Raw genomic sequence first — 21,014 nt, forward strand, 5'->3', positions numbered from 1 at the left:
TATCATGCAACGAGGAAAAATCTGGATCGTTGATGACGACAGTTCTATCCGCTGGGTACTTGAACGGGCGCTGAGCGGCGCAGGTATGGATTGTGTCAGTTTTGAAAATGCAGATTCCGTATTGGCTGCATTATCACAAAACAGCCCTGAAGTATTGCTGTCAGACATCCGCATGCCGGGGCTCGATGGGTTAAGTTTACTCAATCAAATCAGGCAGAATCACCCCCAGCTTCCGGTCATCATTATGACCGCCCATTCTGATTTAGATGCAGCTGTCAGCGCCTATCAGCACGGAGCATTCGATTATCTGCCAAAGCCGTTTGATATCGATGAAACGGTCGCACTGGTTGAACGGGCATTAAGCCATTCACGTGAACAACAACAAACTTCCCGCAGCCCGAAAATAGCCTCATCGGTTTCTGAAATAATCGGAGAGGCTCCTGCCATGCAGGAGGTATACCGGATTATCGGACGACTTTCCCGCTCTTCCATCAGCGTGTTAATCAATGGTGAATCAGGAACAGGAAAAGAGCTGGTAGCTCATGCCCTGCATCGCCATAGCCCAAGAGCCTCCGCGCCTTTTATTGCCCTGAACATGGCGGCGATCCCAAAAGATTTAATTGAATCAGAGTTATTCGGCCATGAAAAAGGGGCTTTCACCGGAGCTAATCAGGTTCGTCATGGGCGCTTCGAACAAGCCAATGGCGGTTCACTATTTCTGGACGAAATCGGCGATATGCCACTGGATATCCAGACGCGCCTGTTACGGGTTCTGGCAGAAGGGCAGTTTTATCGGGTTGGCGGCTATGCACCGGTAAAAGTTGATGTCCGTATTATTGCCGCCACTCATCAGAACCTTGAACAACGGGTCGAAGAAGGTAAGTTCAGAGAAGACCTTTACCATCGCCTGAATGTCATTCGCTTGCAGCTCCCTCCATTACGGGATCGTGTGGAAGATATTCCCCGCATCGCCCAACATTTCCTGCAACAGACCGCTAAAGAGCTGGGAATTGAGGCTAAAGTACTGCATCCCGATACCGAAAAAGCCCTGATGAATCTATCATGGTCCGGGAATGTCCGTCAGCTGGAAAATGTCTGCCGCTGGCTGACGGTGATGGCTGTCAGTAAAGAAATTCTGGTACAGGATCTACCAACTGATTTAATTGAAAGTCAGCCCGTTGAGCAAACAGATAATGTTCCTGTTTCCGGTTTTTCAGCATCAGAAGAATGGTCACAACAATTAGCGACATGGGCAGAAAATGCCTTACAAGCCGGCAAGGCGGATCTTCTTTCTGACGCGTTACCATTATTGGAGCGTACCTTACTTAACTGCGCATTAACGCATACTAATGGACATAAGCAGGAAGCAGCCCGTTTACTTGGCTGGGGAAGAAATACAATAACCCGGAAATTGAAGGAATTGGGGTTGGAGTGATTATGTTCTGAATATTGGTAGTGGAATGTCAGGGACAATCCGAAATCCAGAAAATATAATTACATCAGGTAAATATATTATTGGTACTATTCATTCTATAACTTATGAAAATCCAGCAAGTTATTTACCAAAGTGATTTTAATAACTCTATACATTAAGAAAGCAATACCATGAAAACAAAAGAATTTATTTTTAATGTGGGATTTAAAAAACTCTTAAATGAAACGAAAGAGTTAGAAGAAAAACTGAAAAAATCCGATCCAGAATTGGAAAATATAACTTTAGATGATCAAAGTTATAAAAGGTATTTTTATTTCCCTGTTAGATTTAAGATAGTACTTGTCTTTCTTTTTGTCATATTAATTCACCTCTCTTTTTTCTTCGGTCTTACTAAAATAATACCTGATTTTTTAACAGACAATCCGAATGATAAGATAAAATCAGTATCTTTCATTTCATCATTAATTTTAGGAATGACAATTACATTTTTCAGTGTTAGTTTTACTTTGAGTGGGTTTTATTATGGCATCATTATCCAAAAGAATTTAAACACGATCATATTCTTTTCCAGTTTATTTATTTGTTATTTAAAATTCATTAACAATCATGATTATATTTACTTTTTTTTCATAACATTATGCTGCATATTAATCAAATTCATATTAAACAGTCAATATTACGCTGGATTTATATTATCCAGAATATATATCAGAATTGGAAACATTACTTTCAAAAGGGAATTAAAAAAAATACAAGGATTTAACAAAAAAGAATTAAGAGAATATTCAAGAGAGCTAAAATTAAAAAAACGCAAAAATATAAGGGATAAAAAAAGAACAATTGAATAACTAAATGTGACCTATTAATTGTCATAAATATTCCTTGACCATTTATTTTAAATAACGAGAAGAACGTGCTAAAATAATCAGCATGTTCATCTCTTTCCTAAAATTCATATCACCCGTGAAAACTGCCGCTGGCGCATTTGGTTACGCAGGTAATGATCAAAACACATGCAAATATTCCGGATTAATAAACGCCCTTTTGGTGATACCCGAATCTGCTTTTCACTCACTTCAACCAGACCGTCTTGCGCCAACGGTGCCAATAATTGCAGATCTTCGGCGAAATAATCGGTGAAACTCACGCCATAAACGCGTTCAATATCAGCAAAATTTAACCGGAAGTTACAAATCAGTGCCTTGATCACATCACGACGGATGCAATCATCTTGCGTCAGCGCTAAACCCCGCCATAACGCATGCCCCTGTGTGTTTACCCCAGCATAGTAGGTTTTGAGATCTTTTTGGTTCTGTACATAACAGTCGCCCAACATACTGATAGCCGAAACGCCTATGCCCAATAAGTCACACTCACCTTGGGTGGTGTATCCCTGAAAATTGCGATGCAGTACACCTTCTCTTTGGGCAACCGCTAATTCATCATCAGGGCGAGCGAAGTGATCCATGCCAATAAACTGATAGCCGTTACCTGTTAAAGTCGCGACAGTTTGCTGCAAAATATCCAGTTTCTGTGCCGCACTCGGTAAATCACTCTCTTTAATTTTGCGTTGTGCTGCAAACAAATTCGGCATGTGAGCATAATTGAACACACTCAGACGATCCGGCGATAACGCCAGTACACGCTGCAATGTGAAAGCAAAACTTTCCGGTGTCTGCTTGGGTAGACCATAAATCAAATCAATACTGGTTGATGTAAAACCCGTCTCGCGGGCACGATTGACCAGTTCGAAGATAAAATCCTCGTCCTGTTCACGATTGACCAGACACTGAACTTCCTTATCGAAATCCTGCACCCCCATACTCAGCCGGTTAAAACCCTCATTGCGCAGATGATCAATGACATCCAGCTCAATTTCACGCGGATCAATTTCAATGGAAATTTCAGCCTCGGGCAGAAAACAGAAGTGACTACGCAACATCGACATCAATCGGCTAATCTGCACCTTATCGAGATACGTCGGCGTTCCTCCACCCCAATGCATCTGACTGACTTTCCGATGAGGAAATAACTTTGCTCTTGTTGCTATCTCTTGTTCCAGAACAGCCAGATAATCATCCGCCTTATGTTTCTGCCGCGTAACCAGCTTATTGCAGCCGCAGAAATAACAAAGCTTGTGGCAAAACGGGATATGAATATAAAGGGAAAGAGGACGCTCAGGGTAACGCGCTGCGGCCTGTATAAACGCTGCATTATCATACTGCTGGTTAAACTCCAGCGCTGTTGGGTATGAAGTATAACGAGGCCCTGAATAATTATATTTTTGGATCAAAGGCAGATCCCAGACAATGGCTTGCTCTGACATGCTTATCTCTTCCGCTGTTCTGGCCTATCAAATGGGCTGCTATAGTTTACCCAATCAGCACAGCAAATACCATATTAAAAGTATGGGTATATACACAATGAATTTCAAGATGAGTCGCAGCGGCGAGAGAGTAAGTCCCCGGGGACATAGATAACTATGTGACCGGGGTGAACGAGCGCAGTCAACAAAGAGGCAACCTGAAAAACGAATGTATACCGCCTTTGATGATCAAGATAATTTATGCATGAATGGCTAGCTATTCAGAGCTGTTAACCTTCGGGAATTATTTACCTTTCAGCAACTGCATAATGTCGTCTTGTTTTTCTTCTTCGCTGTCGTCCTCTTCCAGATCAATACCCAGCTCTTCCATCAGAACATCAATGCGGTCGAGCATTTTATCGACATAGACATTATCTTCTTCGGAAAGGTTTTCACCCTGCTCAAGACGTGCCAGCAAATCATCCAGACGTTCATCATTTTCCAGCATTTCCAGCTCTTCCCGCGCTGACAAGCGAGGTTTTTCTAGCGCTTTAGGCTGTTTTACGACTGGCTTAGCGACTGCTTTTTCACCAACAATCAACGGAACCGCGACTTTACTCCCGATACGAGGATCCTTCTCTTGTTTAGCACCAGTTTGTTTTTTCTGGTTACTTTCCTGATGGCGATTACCGGATGGATTACCACGATGTTTTTTCTGGCGCTTACGCTCGCGCCCTTCTGCGTTTAATTCTTCACGGCTTTTTCTTTTGTGCTTACCCGCAGAGGCTCTTGCAGGGGATTTTTTCTTTAACTGATTCATAGCGTGTGACTCAACTCGTGTTATCAAGATATTTTCGGCGGAATCTAACAGAATCCACATATAACATCCAATGTCATTCACTTATTCTTTCAAGTTCAGCTACTATTTTGAGTTACCTTAACTCAAATAATATAAGCCTTAGCAACTATGCGTTTCTTTGATATTTCTTATAGAACTTCATTGTATCTTTGGTGTATTGGTTATGCTGTCTTATGGATGTTAGTAAGTTATTACCTTGATCCGACTGTTCCCTATGATGCTTTAGAAGCCCTGAACTGGGGCATAAACGGTGAATGGGGTTCCCCGAAAAACCCATGGCTGGTGGGTGTTGTAATGTTACCAGCTATTCATATCAGCCATATTTCTCTCAGTTTTTATTGGTATTTCATCCATTTTGCTGCCATTGCTGTAGGTATGATGGGTGTCTGGCAGCTTGCTTTGCGCTTAACAGGCAAAACTGAACTGGCATGGCTGGCTATGCTGACTCTCAATCTGTCTGGCATCATCAATTTCGATATCATTCCGTATAATGACAATTATCTGTTGGTAATGTTGTGGTCGTGGTCACTATTGTTCTTCCTGAAGGCCATCGATGATCATCCCAAATGGTGGCTGGCGTTCGCGTTAGCTACAGGGCTGGCAACAATGAGTAAGTACTCTTCACTCTCGATTGTTGGCTCAGTCTTTTTACTTTCCCTGTTTGTTCCCAAAGTACGGCGACATTATCGGCAGCCACTGTTTTATCTGGCGCTCGCGCTATGGCTGATGTTGGTATTACCCAATATCTGGTGGCTGGCAAATAACGACTTTTCTGCCTTCAAATGGGTAGACTCGCAAATCAAGCACGGATTTAATCTGCACACCACACGCTCTCTGTTTTCAGTTTTCTATCCTCTCATTATCGTCAGTGCCATTATTTATCTATTAGGCGGAAAAATTGGCTGGCCAAAACAGCAATCGAATCAACTGACCAATATTGTCATTCTGCTGCCTCTGCTGATTATTTATGGCTGGTTTTCCTTCAATGAAGGCGGGCGAATGACTGAATGGCTCCAGCCTTTCATGGCAGTAGCTCCAGCGCTGCTAGTCGGCTCGATAACTGTAAACCCTCATAAATCCTTAACGGGGACGCTGCGAGGTCTGGCTGTGTTTGCTGTCGTAGTTCTCATTGCCTATGCCAGTATTATGATGACAAATGTCCGTGGTGCGGGAGAAAAATTTGCAGGGATAAAAATCTTTTCCAGCCAGCTGGATCAGCGCTGGGAAGAATTGTATTCAACACCATTACATTATGTTGGAGGTGAATACCTGCATCAATGGCTGACGTTCTACAGTCACTATCGCCCCCAAACCATACAGCCGTGGGAAACCGGTAACGGTGCGCCGCCCAATATTTATAATCGCCATATAAAAGAGAGTGATATTGTCAAATATGGAGCGTTACTGGTGGGAAAAAGAGGAAAGAATTGTTCACAGGAGCATTTCCGGTCCACATTGGCGACATGGCCTGCATTAACTCTCAGCCATAAGGAAGATTTCACTTTTCAGGCACAGCCCGGCGCGGAATCTGAAGTAATTTGCATCGGTTTTATTGCACCAGAAAGCCGCCATTAATCTTCTTTTAGAAAAATATTCCATATAATTTCCATAAAAAAGCCTGATTCATCAGGCTTTTTTATATTGCTCGGTACTCAGTTTAGCTGAGATTATAATTATCAAGCATCGACAAATACCATTTTCAGCACAAACAGCAACGTGACAACAATAACGCACGGGCCTATCTCCCGCCATTTTCCTGTTCCCAGTTTCATCACGCAATAAGCCATAAAGCCCAGTGCAATACCTTCAGTAATTGAGAAGCTGAATGGCATCATAACAGCGGTGATAAATGCCGGAACGGATTCCGTCAGATCATCCCATTTCACCCGTGTCAGGCTGGATGTCATCAAAACGCCGACATAAACCAGCGCACCCGCCGTAGCATAAGCCGGAACCATACTGGCCAGTGGAGAAATAAACATCACCAGCAGGAACAAAATACCAACGACTACAGCAGTTAATCCAGTGCGGCCACCCACTGAGACACCTGAAGAACTTTCCACAAAAGCGGTTACCGAAGAAGTACCGATGTAAGAACCTGCCACTGAGCTGATGCTGTCAACATACAGAGCCTGCTTCATCTGCGGAAATTTACCGTTACTGTCAGCAAGGCCTGCTTTATCGGTCACACCAATCAGCGTACCGGATGAATCAAACAGGTTCACCAACATAAAAGAAAAGATAATCCCGACTAATGCGATATCCAGCGCACCCTTCACATCTACCTGCCCGACAACGCTCATGACACTGGGTGGCAAATCAAAAATACCCTGATATTCCACATATCCCAGCATAAACCCGATCCCCGTCGTTATTACGATGGACAGCAATACTGCGGCATGGAAATTACGGGCTGCTAAAATAGCAATGATAAAAAAGCCCAAAGCGCCCAGCAGGACGTTATGAGCAGTAAAGTTACCAATAGAAACGATCGTATCTGGATTCGGTACAATAATACCGGCATTTTTCAGCCCCATCATGGCAATAAAAAGCCCGATACCGCTAGTGATACCGACCCGTAACCCCACGGGGATATTCGCTATCATCCAGTAACGGATGCGGAAAATCGTCAGGATCAGCAGCCCTACAGCACCCCAGAAAATTGCGCCCATCGCAACCTGCCACGAAACACCCATAGCACCAACAACAACGAAGGCAAAAAATGCATTCAGACCCATAGCAGGCGCAACCGCAACAGGTAAATTAGCCACTATTCCCATCATAATGCTGCCAAGTGCGGCAATTAAGCAGGTTGTGACAAATACAGCTTTAATATCCATTCCGGCAACAGACAGAATTTGTGGGTTCACGAAGACGATATAAACCATCGTCAGAAAGGTCGTCAGCCCCGCAATCATCTCGGTGCGAACTGTTGTTCCATGCTCTTCCAGTTTAAACACGCGCTGAAGTAAGCCCTGACTATTTGCAGAGCCTGAATTGAGTGTACTCATTAATGTTTTATTCCTAAACAGATGAAGTTTTCGATTCATCCTACAGGAAATCAAAATAAATCGTTATCCTAAAAGATCAAAAAAGAAAACGATTGCTATGAGCACAATCAATAAGTTATATCACAAAGTGATTATTAACGAACTGCACTAATGGACGCTGTTTTTATTCACTATTTTCAGAAGGTGCCATCTCCAGAATATCGCTGAAAATATCCGCCCATTCATCCTTACCAATATCCATCAAGCCGAAGAAGCGTAAAATAAATACACCTTCTGTCGCCAAAAAAGCTAAACGCGCCCGACGACCTTCTGCTGTTGTTGTATCCAGATTAGCGATGCGCTCACGATACCAGTCACGGGTTGATTCCAGATGTTCCGGTGTTTGCAGTAACGATGCCATCAGTCCTGCCGCTTTCGCCGATGACACTTCATCGGAACATTGACTTGCTTCAATGTGCGCACGTATTGCAGTCAGTGGCTCGGGAGCTTCTCCGGCTATTTTATGGAATTGTTCCTCGTAGCTAAGCCCCCAACGCTCAAACATCGCCTCAATAAGTGCATCTTTCGTATTAAAACTGTATTGAACCCCGCCCTTAGTGATCCCAACGGCTTTTGCTACCGCATCAATGGTAAGCGCCGCTGCCCCATGTGTGGTGACAATTTGTTCTGCTGCATCCAGCAGAATGTTCCGGTCAATTGTTTTACGTCGTCCCATTATTACTCTCTTTTAATTCAATACGTATGTATTTATAATGTGCGCAATTTGTACCGTCAAGGGTTGGCGATACAGGATCCCTAAACCACACTGATGAGTTCTTTCATGAAATCAAATACTCGCTGGCTTGTGCTGGCTGTTATTTCCAGTGCACTTTTGCTGATTGTCATCGACATGACAGTCCTCTATACAGCTTTACCACGTTTAACATACGATTTACGAGCATCTTCCACTGAGAAGTTATGGATCATGAATGCTTATTCATTAACCATTGCAGGCCTGCTTCCCGGAGCGGGTGCTCTAAGTGATCGCTTTGGTGCCAAGAAATTGTTTACTACCGGATTAGCCGTGTTCGGTATTGCCTCAATGATGGCAGCATTCTCTCCGAATACCAGTATGTTGATCAGCGCACGAGTGATACTTGCTATCGGTGCCGCAATGATGATGCCGGCCACACTCGCAATAATCCGTCAGGCTTTCGAAGAACCCGGAGAACGCGCTCTTGCCATCGGTATCTGGTCAGCTGTTGCTGCCGGGGGGGCGGCACTCGGTCCCGTCATCGGAGGAATACTGCTGGAATATTTCTGGTGGGGTTCCGTTTTCCTGATCAACGTCCCTATCGTCATTATTGCGTTGATATTCGCCCTATTCACTATTACGAAAAGCCAGAGTAATCCACAACGCAAATTCGACCTGCTGGCCTCCGTCCAAATTATGATCGGGCTGATTGGCATTACTTTTGCTATCAAAGAAATCAGCAAACAAGCCCCATCAATGGGAACTGCCATTATAGCCAGTACAATCGGGATGATATTCACGATGATGTTCGTTTATCGGCAACGTCGTTCACCTGCACCGATCATAGACTTTACTTTATTAAAATCCTATGGTTTTGCTACAGGTGTCGCGACCGCTTTTGTTAGCACCGCAGCCCTGATGGGAGTTGAATTAATAGTCAGTCAGCGACTGCAACTTGTTGCTGGTTTATCGCCTTTACAGGCAGGATTATTTATCCTACCTATCCCACTCGCTTCTTTCGTTGCCGGGCCATTAGCGGGTCTTGCCATACCCAAATTGGGTTCAGGAAGAATTATATGGCTTTCACTTTTTCTGGCGGGATTAGGTATTTTTGGCTATCTCATTGGCTTCCGGTCCGGAGTGTTGGTACAAATCACAACATTCTCCATGATTGGATTCGGTGTCGGTGCTGCGATGACGGCAGCTTCTACCTCCATCATGTTCAGCGCCCCCGAGCATAGCGCAGGTACAGCAGCTTCAATTGAAGAAATCGCCTATGAACTTGGTGGCCTGATTGGAGTTGCAGTACTCGGTAGCCTGTTGGTGGCAATTTATACAGCAGCATTTACCCTGCCAGCCGATATCGCTGTATCAGAATCAGTCAGTAGTGCATTGCAGAATAGTATTGATGAAGCGATTATCGTCGCAGAAGGGCTAAAAGGCGATATGGCTTTATCATTGCTTCAGGCAGCAAAACTGGCCTTTGATAGCGCATTCCTGTCCGTTTTAACCATAGCAGGTGCATTGTTGTTGTTAAGCGCTACCATAATTGCGCTGTTTACCCCGAAAAAGCGCAGCTAACTTATCTTAAAAAGTGGCGTAAACAATCATTTCTGAGGACGCCACTTTCAAATTATTTCGAATAATCATATAGAACCGTCACCCAAAAAAATTCATTAAATTAATTCAAATATAAATCATAGTTATTGCCATAAAATGAAACTTGACCATATCGAAAATTTGTGGGCATTATGCAGATATTGGTTTCAATGCCTATTTAGGCTGTCACACACTAACGATAAAAAATATTAAGATAAAAGATAACTCCGGCCACTTTTTTATAGCGGTGATTAATCTCCTTTTTACATACTATGAAGTCACTAAATATATTAATTTTATTAAAAAATAATTATTTTTAATTGTACATAGTTAAAATTTACATATTGAATGAGATGGATATGATGAAGCGATTTGAATCTTTGGATGCAGTCAGAGGAATCGGAGCTTTAATTGTTGTGACTGGTCATTTACATATTGTCGGTGCATTTACTGAACTTCACTTTTTTCGTACCTGTTATATTATTGTAGAACTTTTCTTTGTACTCAGTGGGTTTGTGCTGACACATACCTATGCATATAGAGATGTAAAATTTACTCCATATATATCTTCCCGTTTTTTCAGGATATTCCCTCTTCACATATTAATGTTATTGATATTTATATTTCTGGAATTTTGTCGATTATTGATTCAAAAAAATTCTGGTATTCATTTTGATGCAACACCATTTACCGGAAGAACTGCCCCCTCCGGGATTTTACCCAATCTCTTTTTAATTCAATCATGGACTCCCACAACAGATTATCTTAATCTGACCTTTAATTACCCTACGTGGAGTCTCAGTGTCGAATTCTATACATATATTATACTGTATTTAACAATTATTACTTTTAGAAAAATGAATATCGCCCCGATAATATGGCTATTAATATCTGTAACCACTTTATGGCTGCTTGTCAGTGGCAACCATATGTTACAACAAGCTGTTACACGAGGAGTATCAAGTTTTTTTGCTGGAGCATTTACCTATAGTATTTTCAGGATTTTCTCTGATATAAAAATAAGCACTATTACGGCAACTATTTTAGAAATTCTCTGTGTGGCGCTTCTCATTTATTTTGTCAATTCCCAATATGAAGCCAAGCAAATAATCTGCACTGTTATTTATTGCCTTACTATTTTCACCCTGGCATATCAAAGAGGTATTATTTCCTCTTTTTTCCTTAATAAATACATGCAGCATTTAGGTAAAATATCTTATTCTCTTTATATGGTTCATGTGGCAATAATATTAATTATTACAACAATAATGTTTATTATCCAGAAAAAAACGGGTATAGAGTTAACTCAACTCATCGCAGGAAGGCGAAACTTGACTACCGGAAATATTTTCCTCAATAATTTATTGGCATTAAGTATCTATCTTATCGTCATCGTTACCGCAACCATAACATACAATAATATTGAAGCAAGATTTATGAAATATAAAATCAAACCTTCATCTAATAGCCAATAACATTGGCATATATTACTACCAATTCTGAAAAAACACCCCATCACCCAATATAGGTAAAAATAGCAAAATCTTTAATATAAATGAGACATGATTCTGATAATTAAAAAAATTTATTTTTTTACATATGAGTAAATGTTAAATTTTTATACTCAATCAAAAAAGAGTAAAAAGATCTCATTTTAAATATAAGGATGTAATTGTGATAGATTTTGCTAGCTTTTCTACAGAAGATGCCATCAAAGATGATGCAGTGGGTATTTCTGTCAGGCATATGATAAAAAAAGAAGGCTTAAATGCTTATGCTACGTCTATCAATGCAGGTAAAAAAGTTGGGTGCCATAACCACAGTATTGGAGATGAATGGTACATAATACTTTCTGGTGAAGGCGAAATCTGGACAGGTGAGGTAGTAAATAATGATATTAATGATGTCCAAAAAAAGCGCTTCTCCCAAGGATCTATTTTCTGTATTTATCCGAATACAGCACATCAACTTGTCGCTCATGAGAAAGTGGAATTAATATTTTTATGCCCAGAATCCCACCTGTCCCATGATAGAGTATGCTTTTCAGACATATGTGAATAATTATTTTTCAAAAGTAATAGACTGTGATTCCCTGAAAAAACTTTCAGGGATATAGTTAGCAATGTTATTTTCATAACAATATGCCACTAAATCTTTTTTACATTTTATCCCTGTTTTTCTATATACATTTTGAATATGATTCGCGATTGTTCTGGCAGAGAGTCGTAGCCTTTCAGCTATATCATTAGTGGAAAAATCTTGCAGAATATAAAATACTATTTCCCATTCTCTTTTACTAAAAAACTCAGATGGAGGCGTAAATACTAATGATGCTGGCATATCTATTTTGTTGAGTTTTTCCAGTGTCATTGTATCTACAGGTCTGCCATGGAAAATAGTGCCCCTGCATATCCCATTTCCATCAATTATCGGATACTTATCGAAATACCATGGTTGAAGGTAAGGAAGATTTTGGAAAGGATGAATTTCAATAGAAGTAACTCTATCTAATAAAATTTCAACTTTTCTGTCATGTAGCTGAAATTCTTCCTGAAAATTAGCAGTAGGTGCTGGGAGTTCCCCATCAAAACGCCCTGTTACATCATAGCCTTTAGGTAAAGAAAGTAATTCGTAATATTTTTTATTGGCATATATAAATTTTGATGTGTGATCTTTCGCGCCCCATGGCTCGTCACTGATTTCCCAAAAATTTATCAGCGGTTTGATCAAATTTTCTACCGAACAATTCATATGCTACCTTCTGAAAATTATCCTGTGATTTTTTATTTTCCATATTTATAACTTCAAATATGAATTATATTACTATAGCTTTCCCCGGTTTCGCTGAATAAGGTTAACTGCTTAGATAGATAAGTTAAATAATAATCAGTTAGATCAAAATAGCTCATTATGAGTATTTTTTAAATTTTAAGGAGATAAGATAGTTTATGAAAAAAATAGGGTATATAAATAGTAAAGTGTACGATAATAAACAAAGTACATTTATACCAATTCACTTTTTTTATCCAACAACAGAAAAAGAGAAAACAGAAAAGTTCGGACTTTATAATATCTCCGTAGCAATAAACGCCCCAATTCACGGAGATAAAATACCTTTGATTGTTTTATCTCACGGCAGTGGCAGCTCATCCCTAACTCACCGAGATCTTATATGCTCACTTGTTAAAGCTGGATATGCGGTATTAGCACCAGAACATCCGGGAAATTGTCATTTTGATAACTCTCTGGCCGAAACATTGGTCAATTTAGAAAACAGACCACGACATATTAAATTAGTTATTGATCATATCGTTAGTAATGAATCAATAAGCAATCACTTATTAAAAGACAAGATAACATTTATTGGACATTCAATGGGAGGCTATACGGGCCTTGCTGTTAGTGGAGGCATACCGGCTAGACCACCGGAGAAAACAGAAAGTCCATCAATTGAAAAAATTACCGTTCCATACGATAACCGCATTTGTTCACTGATATTACTGGCTCCGGCATGTGGGTGGTTTAATTACAAAGGTTCCTTAAATAATATCAATATTCCAATACTTTTGTTTACAGCGGAAAAAGATTATTTATCGGATATATTATGTACATCAGTTCTCGAAGATAATCACAATGTTCAGCACAAAATCGTTGAAAATGCAGGACATCACTCTTTTCAAAGCCCATTCCCACCACATATGAGCAATATTAACTTCCCGCCATCTCAAGATCCTGCTGGATTTGATAGGCTAAAATACCAGCCCACACTATGTGCTGAAATAAAAGAATTTATTTTTAATATATATCATTAGTCAATGCCCCAACTAATATAATTTAGTTGGGACACTTATTTCCAGCCAGTATAGTCCTAACTGTAACTAACAATTTTCTGAAGAACGATTCATTTTCTGTCTGAATGCCATCCGAAGACTGTCAGTGATTCCCCAAAACCACATAGCCCCCTTTCTCTCACGTTTCACTGAGAAACGACGAGCCACATAGTTTGCTGTTAATTCCAGTGATAAACACATCACGAAATACACTAATGCGACAAATAAAAAGACTTCCATCGGATAAACCATACTGCGGTTATTAACCTGTGTTGCCAGAAATGACAGTTCTGCCACGCCGACAATATAAGCCAGTGAGGTATCTTTGATTAATGCAATCCACTGGTTGATAAACGAAGGCACCATCATGCGCAAAGCCTGTGGTAAAACGATATGCCACAACACTTCCCAGCGATTAAAGCCCAAAGACAACCCTGCTCGCCATTGGCCTTCTCCGATTGCCAGAATACCTGCTTTAACACCGTGAGCCAGATAAGAAGAGGTGATCAGAGCCAGTGCGCAGACAACCGTTGTAATTTCGGGAATTTCCATTCCCAATACCACCGGCAACAGGAAGTAAGTCCAGAAAATCAGCATAATAACCGGTATAGCACGGAAAAACCCCAACACCGCCGCCAGCAGGTTTACCCAGAAACCGCGCAGCATTGCCAGTGCAACGCCTGACACAATTCCCAAAACAATGGAGATTGCTCCGGCCATCAGGCTGATTATCAGTGTTAATGCGGCTCCTTCCAGTGGCCCGTCAGGAAATGTGCCCAGCAGCAGGTAGCGCCAGTTTTCAGCGATAACAGTAAAATCCATATCAATGCCCTCTCGCCAGTATTCTCTGCTGACGCCACTGCCCCCAGCCTTCCATCACCGCAATAATCGCGATGTAAAGCACTGTCGCAACACCAAACGCTTCAAATGTTTTCAGGGATTGTGTTTCTACCTGACGGGAAGCATAGGAAAGTTCAGCCACACCAATCGCCATCGTTAATGATGAGTTCTTAACGATAGTCATGTACTGCCCTAACAGGGGCGGCATAGCAATTTTCAGTGCTTGTGGCAGCACAACATAGCGCATCGCCTGCCAGCCAGTTAAGCCCAGAGCCTGAGCCGCATATTTTTGCCCACGCCCAATCCCCTGCATGCCTGCTCTCAGCTCTTCCGCAACAAAAGGCGCTGAATAGAGCGTCAGACCGATAAACCCCGCCAGAAATTCAAATGAAGGCCATTCCAGTGTTAAACCTGCCAGTGTGATTTCATGGGAAGTATTCAGCCAGATCATAGCGGCCTGATGCAAAATCTGGCCGGAGGCGAAATACCAGAAAAATAGTTGTACCAACAGTGGCGTATTACGGAATATCGAGGCATAGGCTGTAACCAGCCAACGCAATGGCTGGATCTGGCTGTCCCGTGCAGCCGCAATGACAAAACCTAATAAGGTAGAAGAAGCAATAGTACAAGCAGAGATCCACAACGTAATCAGAAACCCTTGCCAGAGCCATTGCAGATATTCAGGAGCCAGTAAGTGCTCGCCAAGAAATTGCTCAAACATAACGCGTTCACCATATTAATAATATTCACCCTATACCCTATGGATTTCGAGTTGCATCGCAGCGGCAAGGGAACTCGGGGTGAGTGAGCGTAGCCAACAAAGAAAAGAGGCAACCTGAAAGACGACGGGCAACTCAACAAAACGGCACAGCCCCGTGCAAAGACGGGGCTGGCTTTCGCTGTCATTTCAGGTGCTATCTATTACTCTGCCTGATTGTTTAACGGAGCGAATCTGAAATCACCGCGCGGCTGAGCCGATTTTGTTTCAGGGCCAAACCAGCGGTTATAAATTTTTTCGGCTGCGCCTTCTTTTTCCAGTTTCAGCAATGTCTGGTTTACAGAGTCAACCAAACGGGTTTCTCCTTTTGAAACCGCTACTGCCTGATATTCACGGGTAATGCTGAACGGAGAGATTTCAAAATCTGCTTTTTGCGCCTCAGGCACATTGGCCAGCAGGCCAACTAATTTGGCATCATCCTGCGTGATCGCCTGAACATTACCATTTCTCAATGCAGCAAATGCCAGCGGAGTATCGTCATAAGAGATAACCTTGGTCGTTGGATAACGTTCACGCAGCGTAATTTCCTGTACTGTCCCTTTATCTGCCCCGATACGCAGTTTAGCGATATCGTCCGGGTTAGTCAGAACGCCTTTACGTGCAATAAATTTTTGCCCTGTGGCAAAGTAAGGAATGGAGAAATCCACCTGTTTTGCGCGTTCATCGGTAATCGTGAAGTTCGCAGCAATTAAATCAATTTTTTTGGATGAAAGGAGTGGAATACGGTTAGCGGGATTGGTCGGGCGCAGTTCCAGTTTTACACCCAGATCGTTGGCAATGGCATTGGCGATATCCACATCATAACCTGCCAGTTTTTTTGTTTGAGGATCGATAAAACCAAAAGGTGGGTTACTATCAAATACCGCAATACGAACTGTGCCTGCTTTTTTTATATCATCAAGTTTATCTGCCTTAGCGACACCTGAAGCCAATACCAGACTGGTCAGTAATGCAGTCAGTGCTATTCGGGATTGATTACGCCGAGATTGATTGCGGTATTTCATTGGACACCCCTGTTATCAATAATTGTTCATTGTTTAACAAAAGCTATCAATTTCGGCATAGCACATGAAATAATATAAAATACTATATTTATATTATTTTGGAATAAAAATCACTCATCTTTTGTCAGCAGCTCTTCCAGTTTATCGCCACCAATATGACGAAAATCCTGCCCCTTTACGTAATAGAAAATAAACTCACAAATGTTCTGACAGCGATCGCCGATACGCTCAATAGAGCGGGCACAGAAGAGTGCGGTCATGATGCTTGGGATGGTACGCGGATCTTCCATCATATAGGTCATTAACTGGCGGACAATGCCTTCATATTCCTGATCCACTTTTTTATCTTCACGATAGATACGAATGGCTTCTGCCAAATCCATGCGAGCAAAGGCGTCCAGTACATCATGCAGCATTCGGATGGTATGCCAGCCCAAAGATTCCAGACTGACCAGCAACGGTTGATGCTGCTGAGAAAAACGCTCCAGCGCGGTCTGACAGATTTTATTCGCTCCATCACCAATGCGCTCAAGCTCCGCAATGGTTTTTGAGATAACCATAATCAGGCGCAGATCACTGGCAGTCGGCTGACGCTTGGCAATAATTCGAACACAGGCTTCATCTATTGCCACTTCCATCATATTCACTTTTTCATCGTCTTCAATGACCTGCTGAGCCAGCTCTCTATCCTGATTGTGCATCGCCAGAATCGCTTTACTCAGCTGCTCCTCCACTAATCCACCCATCGCCATAAGTTCAGTACGGATATGTTCCAGTTCAGCGTTGAACTGGCCTGAGATATGCCTGCCGAAATTCAGATTGTCCATCTTTAGCTACCCCATTTCTGCCTGTATCAACCGTAACGACCGGTAATGTAATCTTCGGTCTGCTTCATTTTGGGTGTGGTGAACAAAATATCAGTGTCACTGAATTCAATCAGCTCACCCAAGTACATAAAAGCCGTATAATCAGAACAACGCGCTGCCTGCTGCATATTATGAGTCACGATCACAACGGTATATTCCGCTTTCAGTTCACTGATAAGCTCTTCAATACGCCCCGTAGAAATCGGGTCGAGGGCCGAGCAGGGTTCATCCAGCAATAACACTTCCGGACGAATGGCAATACCTCGGGCAATACACAAACGCTGCTGCTGGCCTCCTGACAGGCTATAACCGCTCTGATGCAGTTTATCTTTTGTTTCGTTCCACAATGCCGCTTTTGTCAGTGCCCATCGCACCCGTTCATCCATTTCAGCTCTTGAGAGTTTTTCAAACAAACGGATTCCAAACGCAATATTGTCGTAAATCGACATCGGAAAAGGTGTCGGTTTCTGGAAAACCATTCCCACCTTAGCCCGCAGTAAGGCGATATTCTGTTTATCGGCCAGAATATTCGTCCCATCAAGCAGGATTTCACCTTCTGCTCTCTGTTCTCCGTACAGTTCATACATTTTGTTAAAGGTGCGCAGCAATGTTGACTTGCCACACCCTGAAGGGCCGATAAAAGCGGTCACTTTATTCTGCGCAATATCTAACGTCACATTTTTCAGGGCATGAAATTTGCCATAATAGAAGTTCAGATCACGTACCTGAATTTTACTCCCTGCCACATCATTATTAACCTTATTCATCAACAGCTTCTCTCTTCAGTTTCAGAATTTCTTATCGGCAAATTTCTTTTTGGCAAACAAAACCCGAGCCAAAATATTAATCAACAGTACACACAGGGTAATCAGCAAAACACCGGCCCATGCCAGCTGCTGCCAGTCCGAAAATGGACTCATGGCAAATTTGAAAATGGTGACGGGCAGGTTAGCAATGGGTTGGCTGAGGTCTGTGCTCCAGAATTGGTTAGAAAGGGAAGTAAACAACAAAGGCGCAGTTTCACCGGCAATACGGGCAATAGCCAGCAGGACACCGGTAATAATGCCGGATATGGAGGCTTTTAACGTGATCGCCGTGATCATTTTCCATTTCGGTGTTCCCAGTGCATAAGCGGCTTCACGTAAGTTATTCGGCACCAGTTTCAGCATATTTTCCGTTGTGCGGATAACAATGGGAATTTGTAACAAAGCCAGCGCAATAATCCCTGCCCAACCGGAGAAATGCTGCATCTTCATGACCACTATGGTGTAAACAAATAGCCCTACCACAATAGAGGGGGCCGAAAGAAGGATATCGTTAATAAAACGAACCATTTCAGCCAGCAAAGAGCGACGGCCATATTCAGCCAGATAGATCCCCGCCATAATTCCCAAAGGTGTGCCAAATACCGTTGCCCAGAAAATCAGTAGCCCGCTGCCGACGATAGCATTTGCCAGCCCGCCTCCCTCGCTGTTAGGTGGTGGCGTCATTTCAGTGAATAACGCCACAGACATGCCATCAATGCCTTTGGTGATTGTAGAAATTAAAATCCAGACCAGCCAGAACAGACCAAATGCCATTGTTGCCATAGACAGAAACAGGGCGAGGCGGTTTTTCTGACGCCGCCAAACTTGCCTTCGGTTGCGGCTGGCATGGCTTTCTGAGCCAGCACTACCATTTTTTCGTTTATCAGTAATCGCCATTTTATTTAGCGCCCCTCATTTCTGGACAGACGCATAATCATCAGTTTTGACAACGCGAGAACAATAAAAGTGATCACAAATAAAATCAGCCCCAGCTCCATCAGAGCAGAGGTATGCAGGCCCGGCTCAGCTTCGGCAAATTCGTTTGCCAGCGCAGAAGTGATACTGTTTCCCGGCATATAAAGCGAAAAATTATCCAGTTGGTAGGTATTACCGATAATGAAAGTCACCGCCATCGTTTCCCCTAATGCCCGTCCCAGCCCCAACATAACACCACCGATGACACCATTTTTGGTGTAAGGCAGGACGATATGCCAGATCACTTCCCATGTTGTGCAGCCAACGCCGTAAGCCGACTCTTTCATCATGACAGGAGTCTGTTCAAAGACATCACGCATCACAGAAGCAATATAGGGAATAATCATAATGGCAAGAATGATCCCCGCAGCCAGAATACCGATACCGAAAGCCGGGCCGGAAAACAGTTCCCCTACAATGGGAATACCCGACAACACTGCACCGACAGGCTGCTGAAAATAGGTGGCAAAAAGCGGGGCAAACACGAACAGCCCCCACATGCCATAAACAATACTGGGAATGGCCGCCAGTAACTCAATTGCCACTCCAAGTGGCCGTTTCAGCCAGTTTGGTGCCAGTTCTGTCAAAAACAGAGCGATACCAAAACTAACCGGAACGGCAATAATCAGGGCAATGAGCGAGGTGACTAATGTGCCGTAAATCGGCACCAGAGCACCAAAGATCTCTGCCGGCGCATCCCAGTCTTTCTGCCACAGGAAAGCAATTCCAAACTGCTGCATACTCGGCCAGGAAGCAACAAACAACGAAATGATAATGCCTCCCAGCAGGAATAACGTCATCAGCGCAGCCAGCCTGACCAGTACACTGAAAATGATATCGCCATACCTGCCCGGAGCTTTTTGTAAACTGGCTTTATGTTTTGCCATGCGTTCAATTCCCATTTGAGTTATCAGTTTCCACCCGATAAGGAGCTAGTACAGGGCGTTGCCGTGCTTATCCTTTATGTTGCTTTTCCATGCTGCCCGTACCTGTTTGATAACATCCGGCGGCAACACGGCATAATCCAGCTCTTTCGCCTGTCGGCCTCCTTTCTCATAAGCCCAGTCGAAGAACTTCAGAACCTCTGCACCATTTGCGCCATTTTTCTGCTGCTTGTGGATCAGGATGAATGTCGTTGAAGTGATTGGCCACGCATTTTCGCCCGGTTGATTAGTCAGATCCTGTGCGAAACTTTTACTCCAGTCAGCACCTTTTGCCGCCGCACTGAAATTGGCCTCAGTGGGAACAACTGTCTTTCCGTCAGCGGTAATCAACCCGGTATAAGCAAGGTTATTCTGTTTCGCATAGGCATATTCAACATAGCCAATGGAACCGGGTAAACGCTGAACAAATGCGGCAATACCATCGTTGCCTTTACCTCCCAGCCCGGTCGGCCACTTCACTGTAGAACCAGCGCCGACTTTTGTTTTCCAGTCACTATTCACTTTAGATAGATAGCTGGTAAAGACAAATGAAGTACCAGAGCCATCCGCGCGACGAATAACGGCAATGTCCTGATCAGGTAGTTTAAGATCCGGATTCAGTTTCGCAATGGCGGGATCATTCCATTTCTTAATGGTGCCGAGATAGATATCTCCCAGCGTTTTACCATCCAGCACCAGCTGGCCTGATTTGATATTCGGAAGGTTCACCGCCAGCACAATGCCACCGATTACAGTAGGAAACTGGAATAAACCCTCAGATGCCAGTTTTTCATCGGTGAGTGGCGCATCTGAAGCACCAAAATCAACCGTACCAGCTATGATCTGTTTTACGCCACCCGAAGAGCCAATTCCCTGATAATTGATTTTGTTGCCGGTTTCTTTTTGATAGGAATCAGCCCATTGGGTATATATCGGTGCCGGAAAAGTCGCTCCGGCTCCTGTCAGGCTGGTTGCTGAAAATGAAGAGACAGATACCATAGCTGATGCTGCTGCCATCATACCTACTACAGTGAAACGCATTGGTTTCAT

General features: G+C 42.9%; 20 protein-coding genes. 7 read left to right on the forward strand and 13 right to left on the reverse strand.

The features are described from left to right. Positions 1-4 precede the first annotated feature (4 nt). Both glnG and AACS90_RS08895 read left to right on the forward strand, forming a co-directional pair. Positions 5-1,435 (forward strand): nitrogen regulation protein NR(I), encoded by a 1,431-nt coding sequence (gene glnG, locus AACS90_RS08890; protein WP_099120345.1) that lies wholly within the window; start codon positions 5-7, stop codon positions 1,433-1,435. Positions 1,436-1,605: 170 nt separating this feature from the next. Further along, positions 1,606-2,283, forward strand: a complete 678-nt coding sequence (locus tag AACS90_RS08895) for a hypothetical protein (RefSeq protein WP_099120346.1) — start codon at positions 1,606-1,608, stop codon at positions 2,281-2,283. A 104-nt stretch (positions 2,284-2,387) separates the two neighbouring features. Here AACS90_RS08895 and hemN read toward each other — a convergent pair whose 3' ends face one another. Both hemN and yihI read right to left on the reverse strand, forming a co-directional pair. Further along, the gene (hemN, locus tag AACS90_RS08900) at positions 2,388-3,761 is read right to left on the reverse strand and encodes an oxygen-independent coproporphyrinogen III oxidase (RefSeq protein WP_099120347.1); all 1,374 of its coding nucleotides are present in this window, start codon (positions 3,759-3,761) and stop codon (positions 2,388-2,390) included. Positions 3,762-4,044: 283 nt separating this feature from the next. Then, positions 4,045-4,560, reverse strand: coding sequence for a Der GTPase-activating protein YihI (gene yihI, locus AACS90_RS08905; RefSeq protein ID WP_099120462.1), 516 nt, complete (start codon positions 4,558-4,560; stop codon positions 4,045-4,047). Positions 4,561-4,707: 147 nt separating this feature from the next. On the opposite strand from yihI, the gene AACS90_RS08910 reads away from it, so the two are divergent. After that, positions 4,708-6,174: a glycosyltransferase family 39 protein gene (locus AACS90_RS08910; protein ID WP_099120348.1), complete on the forward strand. Its 1,467-nt coding sequence runs from the start codon at positions 4,708-4,710 to the stop codon at positions 6,172-6,174. 101 nt (positions 6,175-6,275) lie between these two features. On the opposite strand, the gene AACS90_RS08915 is transcribed toward AACS90_RS08910, so the two are convergent. Together AACS90_RS08915 and AACS90_RS08920 are read right to left on the reverse strand one after the other, a co-directional pair. Next, positions 6,276-7,610: an NCS2 family permease gene (locus AACS90_RS08915; protein WP_099120349.1), complete on the reverse strand. Its 1,335-nt coding sequence runs from the start codon at positions 7,608-7,610 to the stop codon at positions 6,276-6,278. A 163-nt stretch (positions 7,611-7,773) separates the two neighbouring features. After that, a complete protein-coding gene (locus AACS90_RS08920) occupies positions 7,774-8,325 on the reverse strand; it encodes a TetR/AcrR family transcriptional regulator (protein ID WP_099120350.1) in 552 nt (183 codons plus the stop codon). 105 nt (positions 8,326-8,430) lie between these two features. Here AACS90_RS08920 and AACS90_RS08925 point away from each other — a divergent pair, with 105 nt between their 5' ends. The 3 genes from AACS90_RS08925 to AACS90_RS08935 all read left to right on the forward strand — a co-directional run bounded on the left by AACS90_RS08925 (position 8,431) and on the right by AACS90_RS08935 (position 12,003). Then, positions 8,431-9,924, forward strand: coding sequence for an MFS transporter (locus AACS90_RS08925; protein ID WP_099120351.1), 1,494 nt, complete (start codon positions 8,431-8,433; stop codon positions 9,922-9,924). A gap of 377 nt (positions 9,925-10,301) precedes the next feature. Beyond that, positions 10,302-11,417 carry an acyltransferase family protein gene (locus AACS90_RS08930; RefSeq protein WP_193757117.1) on the forward strand — a complete coding sequence of 372 codons (1,116 nt, stop codon included), beginning with the start codon at positions 10,302-10,304 and terminating at the stop codon, positions 11,415-11,417. Between the two features lie 199 nt (positions 11,418-11,616). Further along, entirely contained in the window at positions 11,617-12,003 is a 387-nt protein-coding gene (locus tag AACS90_RS08935) for a cupin domain-containing protein (RefSeq protein WP_099120353.1), read from the forward strand. On the opposite strand, the gene AACS90_RS08940 is transcribed toward AACS90_RS08935, so the two are convergent. Next, positions 12,004-12,693 carry a helix-turn-helix transcriptional regulator gene (locus AACS90_RS08940; RefSeq protein WP_099120354.1) on the reverse strand — a complete coding sequence of 230 codons (690 nt, stop codon included), beginning with the start codon at positions 12,691-12,693 and terminating at the stop codon, positions 12,004-12,006. It lies immediately after the preceding gene. Between the two features lie 197 nt (positions 12,694-12,890). On the opposite strand from AACS90_RS08940, the gene AACS90_RS08945 reads away from it, so the two are divergent. Continuing rightward, entirely contained in the window at positions 12,891-13,754 is an 864-nt protein-coding gene (locus AACS90_RS08945; protein WP_099120355.1) for an alpha/beta hydrolase family protein, read from the forward strand. Positions 13,755-13,820: 66 nt separating this feature from the next. Here AACS90_RS08945 and AACS90_RS08950 read toward each other — a convergent pair whose 3' ends face one another. The 8 genes from AACS90_RS08950 to pstS form a co-directional block, all read right to left on the reverse strand. Next, positions 13,821-14,594, reverse strand: coding sequence for an amino acid ABC transporter permease (locus AACS90_RS08950; protein ID WP_241538166.1), 774 nt, complete (start codon positions 14,592-14,594; stop codon positions 13,821-13,823). Between the two features lies 1 nt (position 14,595). After that, positions 14,596-15,333 carry an amino acid ABC transporter permease gene (locus AACS90_RS08955; RefSeq protein WP_099120356.1) on the reverse strand — a complete coding sequence of 246 codons (738 nt, stop codon included), beginning with the start codon at positions 15,331-15,333 and terminating at the stop codon, positions 14,596-14,598. Positions 15,334-15,533: 200 nt separating this feature from the next. Further along, on the reverse strand, positions 15,534-16,394 hold the full coding sequence (locus AACS90_RS08960) for an ABC transporter substrate-binding protein (RefSeq protein ID WP_099120357.1): 861 nt from the start codon (positions 16,392-16,394) through the stop codon (positions 15,534-15,536). Positions 16,395-16,504: 110 nt separating this feature from the next. Continuing rightward, complete coding sequence (gene phoU, locus AACS90_RS08965; RefSeq protein WP_099120358.1) at positions 16,505-17,221, reverse strand: phosphate signaling complex protein PhoU; 717 nt, start codon at positions 17,219-17,221, stop codon at positions 16,505-16,507. Positions 17,222-17,247: 26 nt separating this feature from the next. Continuing rightward, positions 17,248-18,027 carry a phosphate ABC transporter ATP-binding protein PstB gene (gene pstB, locus AACS90_RS08970; protein ID WP_099120359.1) on the reverse strand — a complete coding sequence of 260 codons (780 nt, stop codon included), beginning with the start codon at positions 18,025-18,027 and terminating at the stop codon, positions 17,248-17,250. Positions 18,028-18,048: 21 nt separating this feature from the next. Further along, the gene (gene pstA, locus AACS90_RS08975; protein WP_099120360.1) at positions 18,049-18,963 is read right to left on the reverse strand and encodes a phosphate ABC transporter permease PstA; all 915 of its coding nucleotides are present in this window, start codon (positions 18,961-18,963) and stop codon (positions 18,049-18,051) included. Positions 18,964-18,968: 5 nt separating this feature from the next. Further along, entirely contained in the window at positions 18,969-19,943 is a 975-nt protein-coding gene (gene pstC, locus AACS90_RS08980) for a phosphate ABC transporter permease PstC (protein WP_371635093.1), read from the reverse strand. Between the two features lie 30 nt (positions 19,944-19,973). Beyond that, positions 19,974-21,014 carry a phosphate ABC transporter substrate-binding protein PstS gene (gene pstS, locus AACS90_RS08985; protein ID WP_099120361.1) on the reverse strand — a complete coding sequence of 347 codons (1,041 nt, stop codon included), beginning with the start codon at positions 21,012-21,014 and terminating at the stop codon, positions 19,974-19,976.

Source organism: Xenorhabdus sp. KK7.4 (assembly GCF_963876465.1).
GTDB classification, from domain to species: domain Bacteria; phylum Pseudomonadota; class Gammaproteobacteria; order Enterobacterales; family Enterobacteriaceae; genus Xenorhabdus; species Xenorhabdus stockiae.